The 6,751-nt window shown below is 70.8% G+C and carries 5 protein-coding genes; 1 reads left to right on the top strand and 4 read right to left on the bottom strand.

What is annotated here, in order from left to right:
* The 3 genes from N790_RS02290 to N790_RS02280 all read right to left on the bottom strand — a co-directional run.
* Positions 1-1,258 (bottom strand): SLC5/6 family protein (locus tag N790_RS02290; RefSeq protein ID WP_043800204.1); only part of this gene is annotated, 1,258 nt, incomplete at its 3' end.
* 16 nt (positions 1,259-1,274) lie between these two features.
* Positions 1,275-2,327 (bottom strand): extracellular catalytic domain type 2 short-chain-length polyhydroxyalkanoate depolymerase, encoded by a 1,053-nt coding sequence (locus N790_RS02285; protein ID WP_084062528.1) that lies wholly within the window; start codon positions 2,325-2,327, stop codon positions 1,275-1,277.
* Positions 2,328-2,336: 9 nt separating this feature from the next.
* Complete coding sequence (locus N790_RS02280) at positions 2,337-4,586, bottom strand: TonB-dependent receptor (protein ID WP_043800202.1); 2,250 nt, start codon at positions 4,584-4,586, stop codon at positions 2,337-2,339.
* 156 nt (positions 4,587-4,742) lie between these two features.
* On the opposite strand from N790_RS02280, the gene N790_RS02275 reads away from it, so the two are divergent.
* Positions 4,743-6,140: a GntP family permease gene (locus N790_RS02275; RefSeq protein ID WP_043800201.1), complete on the top strand. Its 1,398-nt coding sequence runs from the start codon at positions 4,743-4,745 to the stop codon at positions 6,138-6,140.
* Here N790_RS02275 and N790_RS02270 read toward each other — a convergent pair.
* Positions 6,137-6,751 carry a trimeric intracellular cation channel family protein gene (locus tag N790_RS02270; RefSeq protein ID WP_043800199.1) on the bottom strand — a complete coding sequence of 205 codons (615 nt, stop codon included), beginning with the start codon at positions 6,749-6,751 and terminating at the stop codon, positions 6,137-6,139. The two genes, N790_RS02275 and N790_RS02270, sit on opposite strands and share 4 nt — an antisense overlap.

Genomic DNA, 6,751 nt, shown 5'->3' with positions numbered 1-6,751 from the left:
GCCACACGGCGAAGGCCACGGCGGGTGCCAGCGTGGCCAGCGCCGAGAAGGAAATGGCGCCCATGTCGGCCAGCGCGTCGTTGCCGGCCATCACGCGGCTGTAGCCCCAGGCCAGCAGCACCACCGCCAGGATGCCCACGCGGCGCTGCGCGAGCACCGCGCCGCGCAGGTCGCCGCCCTCGCCCGCGCCGCCCCAGCGGCCGCGCACCAGCAGCGGCGCCACCCAGTGGTTGCCGATCATCACGCTCAGCGCCAGCGTGGCCAGGATCACCATGCCGGTGGCCGCGCTCAGGCCGCCCAGGAAGGCCAGCAGCGCCAGGCCCTCGTGGCCCTGGGCCAGCGGCAGCGCCAGCACGTACAGGTCGGACGGCACCCCCATGGGCGCCAGCAGTGCGTCGCCGGCGCGCGCCAGCGGCAGGATGGGCAGCGCGATCAGCAGCATGTACAGCGGGAACAACCAGCGCGCGGTGCGCAGTTCGCCCTCGTCGCGGCACTCGACCACGCCCACGTGGAACTGGTGCGGCAGCGTGAACATGGCCAGCGCACCCAGCAGCACCAGCGCCGGGAACCCGTTCGCGCCGTCGGGCGGCGGCGGCGCCGCGGGCACGTCGGGCAGGTCCAGGCCGAACCACACGAAGGCGCCCAGCGCCAGCATCGCGCCCAGTTTGAGCAGCGATTCCACCGCCATCGCCAGCACCAGCCCGCGGTTGTGTTCGGCCGCCGAAACGCGCCGCGTGCCGAACAGCATGGCGAACAGGCCCATGGCCAGCGCCACGTACAGCGCGCTGTCCTGCCATGGCGGCGGCGACAGCGCGGACGCGCGCGTGAGCAGGCCGTAGCTCATGGCCACCGCCTTGAGCTGCAGCGCGAGGTAGGGAACGATGCCCAGCACCGCCACGAAGGTGACCGCCGCCGCCAGCCAGGAACTGCGGCCCAGGCGCGTGGCGATCAGGTCGGCCAGCGAGGTGGAATTGTTCTCGCGCGCCAGCCGCAGCAGCTTGAGCAGGAAGCCGAAGCCCAGCACGTACAGCAGGATGGTGCCCAGGAAGGTGGGCGGGATGGGCCAGCCCGAACGCTGCGCCTGCGTCACCGTGCCGTAGAAGGTCCACGAGGTGCAGTACACCGCCAGCGACAGGCTGTAGACCACCGGCCACTGCCGCGACAGCAGGCCCGGGCGGCGCTCGGCCCAGAGCGCGGTGCCGAACAGCAGGCCCAGCCACAGCAGGCCCGCGCCGATGACGAGGGCGTCGGTCAGCACGACCGCGGCCGCGTCGTCACGGCATCGGCGCGCCCAGCGCGGTCATGGCCGCGGCCAGCCAGCGCGGCTGGGCGCCGCGCCGGGTGTCGTAGCCTTCGCCCGTGTAACCCCACCAGTCCCAGCATGCCTTCGGATTCAGCGGCAGGTAGCTTGATCGCACCTGAGGATACAGCACGGCCACGCGGTGCACGTCCGCCCAGCGGTTGAAGCCGGCGTCGCGCACGAAGGCCTCGCCCACCTTGTCGGCGTTCTGCTCGCAGCCGTGGAACGCCACCAGCAGCCCGCAGCGCCCGCCGGCGGCGCAGGCCGGCGGCAGGTAGAGGTAGCCCGCCTCGGCCAGCAGCGGGTCCGCGCCGGGCGCGGCGTACGGCGCCTGGTCGAAGCGGCGCAGTTCGCCGGCCGCCGTGGCCGGTGCGGGGGACGACGCCGGCCCGAACAGCCAGGCCATGGCCTCGCCCGCGGCGTCGAAGCCGCAACGGCCCAGGTAGGGCGTGCCGCCGGTGGCGCAGTCCACGCCCGCGTCGAGCGTGGGCATCAGGTGCGGGAAATCACGCCCGCCGTCGTAGTGCAGCGACAGGCCGCCGGCGTCGTCCGCCAGCGCCGCGTACAGGTCGTGCGCCGAACGCGTGACGGCTTCGGCCACCACGGTGTCGGCGCGGCCACGCAGCACGTACACCGCGTCGCCGGCGAGGCCGCTCACCGGCGCGATGTCGCCGGCGGCGGCGCGTTCGCGCACCACGCCGGCCAGTCGTGCCGGGTCGGGCGCGTACGGCTCCGCGACCATGCACGGCCCCAGCGCCGTTTCCAGCGAAGCGCCGGCGCAGCCGTAGGGCCCGCCGGCCAGCAGCGCGGCGCCGCGCAGGCGGTCCGAGTGCGCCAGGTGCACCTGCGTGGCCATGTAGGCGCCGGACGACAGCCCGGCCACGGCGACGCGGTCCGGATCGATGTCCAGTTCCGGCAGCCGTGGCGCCGGTTCGGCGGCGCAGGCCGCCAGGGCCAGCGCCAGCGCGGCGGGGATAAAAACACGGGCCGCTTGCGCGGCCCGTTGGGAAAATTCCCGGGGAAACATCACCATCACTCAGAAGTTGTAGCGCACGGACGCGTAGTAGTTGCGCGGGGCGCCGTAGTACGCGGTCTGGATGCCACCGATGGACGAGAACTCCTGGCCGTCGGTCTTGTACAGCTCGTCGGTCAGGTTGCGCACGCCGGCGCGCAGCTGCCAGCGGCCGTCGGAGGAATCCCACACGCCGTACAGGCCGACCAGGGTGTAGGCGTCCTGGCTCAGGCCCGGGGCGTTGTCCACCGACAGCCAGGTCTCGCCGCGGTAGGACACGTCGCCGCCGATGCTCAGCAGGCTGCCGCCCGGGAGTTCGAAGCCGTGCTGCAGCGCGACGCGGGCCGTGAGCTCGGGCGAGAACGGCACGTGGTCGTGCAGGCTGGCCAGTGCCGGGTTCACCACCACGCGCGGGTCGTTGAACTCCTCGTAGCGCGCATCCATCCAGCCGATCTGGGTGGACAGCAGCGTGCCCTCGCCCAGGCGCGCCATGCCCTCGAACTCGATGCCATCGATGGCCAGCTCGGCGGCGTTGAGCACCGGGAAGGCAAAGGTCGGCACCGGGGCGCCCGGGTTCTGCACCTCGGAAACGCGCGCCTGGAAGTCCTTGTAGGTGCTGTGGAAGGCGGCGACGCGGCCACTCAGGCGGCCGTCTTCCGACTGCATCTTCAGGCCCAGCTCGTAGGTCCAGACGTACTCGGGCTCGAAGGTGCTGACCTCGGCGGCGGTGTTGGCGCGGCCGTTGAAGCCACCCGCCTTGTAGCCGCGGTTGGCCGACACGTAGCCCATCATGGTGTCGCTGAAGGCCTTCTGCAGGCTCACGCTCGGGGTGAGCGCGGTCCAGGTGTCGCTGATGTTGAAGGCCAGCGCCGGGTTGGCGTTGCCCAGGATGTTCGAGAACGTGGACGTGGTGCGGAAGTACTTCTTCTTGTCCTGGGTGTAGCGCAGGCCGGCGGACAGGGTCCAGGACGGCGAGAACTCCCAGTTGGCGTGCGCGTAGCCGGCGACCGACTTGTTCGACAGGTCGTCGTCGATGGTGCGCAGGAAGCTGATGGGCAGCGCGCCGAAGCGCAGGAAGTCGTCGGCGTAGGCTTCCTGGTGCGACGGCACCTGTTCGTCGATGTAGTACAGGCCGAACATGGCGTCGAGGTCGCCGCCGTTGTCGTAGGCGAACTGCAGCTCCTGGCTGGTCTGGCGCTGGTCCACGCCCACGAACACGTCGCCGAGCTCGAACTCGGAGGCGTCGATGTCGATGAAGGACGCGGTGTCGAGCTTGCGGTAGGCGGTGATGGACTTGGCGCTCCAGCGGTCGGACAGCACCCAGTTCAGGGTGAGCGAGGCGCCCTTGTGCTTCATCTGCTGGCCCTGGTCCGGGCCGAACGAGGTGCGGGTTTCGTAGTTGTAGTCGCCGGCGGTGGGCAGGCGCAGGATGTTGATGCCGCCGGCCAGGTTCACCGCGTACAGCGGCGCCACCGGCTGGCCCAGGGTCAGGGCGTTGTCCTGCTCGGTGTAGTCCATCGACAGCATGCCGCTGAAGGTGTCGCTGGGACGGAAGGCGAACTTGGCGCGGATGGCCTGGGTGTCTTCGTCGTTGTACTCGCGGCCGGTGGTCGGGTCGGTGACGTAGCCGTCGCGGGTGATCTTGGCGGCGGCGATGCTGGCGGCCAGGGTGTCGCTGAGCTGGACGCTGCCGTAGACGCGGCCCTCGCGGCGGCCGTAGTCGCCGGCGGTGAGCTCGACCGCGCCGCCCTCGTCGTCGAACGGGTTGCGGGTGGTGATCTTCACCGCGCCGCCGGTGCTGTTCTTGCCGTACAGCGTGCCCTGCGGGCCGCGCAGCACTTCCACCTGGCTCACGTCGAACAGCGAGAACAGCGCGCCGTTGATGCGAGAGTAGTACACGTCGTCGACGTACATGCCCACGCCCGGGTCGAAGGTCTGCAGCGCGTCGGGCTGGCCGATGCCGCGGATGAAGACGTTCACCGAGTTCGAGGAACCACGGCCCTGCACGATGTTCATGTTCGGAACGGCGCCCTGCAGGCCGTCGACGTTGGTCGCCTGCAGGTCCTTGAGCGCGTCCTCCGAGAAGGCGCTGACCGCGACCGGCACGTCCTGGATGGACTCGGTGCGGCGGCGCGCGGTGACCTCGATGGTGTCGAGCGTGGCCGCGGTGGCCTGGCTGCCTTCGTCCTCGGTGGCGGTGTCCTGCGCCTGCGCCTGCAGGGCGACCAGGGACAGGGTAAGGCCGATGGCCAGGCTCAGATGGTTGCGCTTCATGGGTTCCCCTTGCACGACGTTCAGGCGGCCGGACGGCCGGTTGCACGGCAGACTACGGCGCGCCCCCGGGGCCGGCACCTGTACCTTGGTACAAGTGGCCGGGCGGCCCCGGGCTGCGGACACTCGGCCCCTGGCTTTCCCCGGGGATTCGAAGGCATGTCCTTCCTGATCGTGCTTGCGGCGCTGTGTTTCCTGATGCTGGTCGCCTACCGCGGCTACAGCGTGATCCTGTTCGCGCCGGTGGCGGCGCTGGGCGCGGTGCTGCTCACCGACCCCACCCTGGTGGCGCCGATGTTCACCGGGCTGTTCATGGACAAGATGGTGGGCTTCCTGAAGCTCTATTTCCCGGTGTTCCTGCTGGGCGCCATCTTCGGAAAGCTGATCGAGGTTTCGGGTTTCTCCAAGTCCATCGTGGCGGCCACGATCCGGCTGTTCGGGCCCGACCGGGCCATGCTTTCCATCGTGGCGGTGTGCGCGCTGCTCACCTACGGCGGCGTGTCGCTGTTCGTGGTGGTGTTCGCGGTGTACCCGTTCGCGGCCGAGCTGTTCCGCCAGGCCGACATCCCCAAGCGCCTGATTCCCGGCACCATCGCGCTGGGCGCCTTCACCTTCACCATGGACGCGCTGCCGGGCACGCCGCAAATCCAGAACATCATCCCCGCCGGCTTCTTCGGCACCGACACCTGGGCGGCGCCGGTGCTGGGCACGCTGGGCGGCGTGTTCATCCTGGCGCTGGGCATGAGCTACCTGGAGTGGCGCCGCCGCGTGGCCCGCCGCGCCGGCGAAGGCTACGGCACCGACCTGAAGAACGAACCCGCGCCCTTCGCCGGCGACAAGCTGGCCAACCCTTGGGTGGCGCTGCTGCCCCTGCTGCTGGTGGGCGTGACCAACAAGGTCTACACGCTGCTGATCCCGCGCTTTTACGGCGACAGCCATTCCTTCGTGCCCTCGGTCATCGGCGACCCGGCCCCGGTGGTGCAGGAAGTCTCGAAGGTGGCCGCCATCTGGGCCGTGGAAGCCGCGCTTTTGACCGGCATCATCGCGGTGGTGCTGCTGGGCTGGAAGGCCGTGAGCACGCACTTCGCCCAGAGCACCCAGCCGGCCATCGGCGGCGCGCTGCTGGCCTCGATGAACACCGCTTCCGAATACGGCTTCGGCGCGGTCATCGCCGCCCTGCCCGGCTTCCTGGTGGTGGCCAACGCGCTGGGCTCGATCCCGAACCCGCTGGTGAACGAGGCCATCACCGTCACCGCCCTGGCCGGCATCACCGGCTCGGCCTCGGGCGGCATGTCGATCGCGCTGGCGGCGATGGCCGACACCTTCATCGCCAACGCCAACGCCGCGGGCATCCCGATGGACGTGCTGCACCGCGTGGCCTCGATGGCCAGCGGCGGCATGGACACCCTGCCCCACAACGGCGCGGTGATCACCCTGCTGGCCGTGACCGGCCTCACCCACCGCGAAGCCTACAAGGACATCTTCGCCATCACGCTGGTGAAGACGATGGCAGTGTTCTTCATCATCGGCGTGTTCTACGCCACCGGCTGGGTCTAGGCCGGCGGCTGCGCCACCGGCAGCTTCCAGCCGCGGCGGATGGCGAACAGGCGCAGGCCGGTGCAGGCCACGATACCCGCGCCCGCCACCCAGGCCACCGGCAGCGACAGCGCCGTGCCCAGCACCACCACGCCGGCGCCGGCGAGCGCGGCGATGGCGTAGAGCTCGGCCTTGAGCACGGTGGGCACCTGCGCCACCAGCACGTCGCGGATCATGCCGCCGCCGATGCCGGTGAGCATGCCCAGCAGCATCGCCCCCACCGGGCCCAGCCCGAAGGCCTGCGCCTTGAGCGCGCCGGCCACGGCGAACACGCCCAGGCCGACCGCGTCGATGGACTGCACCGGGTTGCGCCAGCGTTCGATGGTGCCGGCGCGCCAGAACGTGAACAGGCCGGCGACGATGGAAATGGCCACGTAGCGCCAGTCCTGCAGCGCCGCCGGCGGCGTGGCGCCGATCAGGGCGTCGCGCATCACGCCGCCGCCGTTGGCGGCCACGAAGGACAGCACCAGCACTCCGAACAGGTCCAGCCGGTGCCGCACGCCCACCAGCGCGCCGCTGAGCGCGAACACGAAGGTGCCCACCAGGTCGAGCGTGACCAGGATCAGGTCCAT

This window comes from Arenimonas malthae CC-JY-1 (assembly GCF_000747075.1).
GTDB classification, from domain to species: Bacteria; Pseudomonadota; Gammaproteobacteria; order Xanthomonadales; family Xanthomonadaceae; genus Arenimonas; species Arenimonas malthae.
The sequence above is the reverse complement of the archived record's forward strand: the minus strand, read 5'-3'. Positions and strand labels throughout refer to the sequence as shown.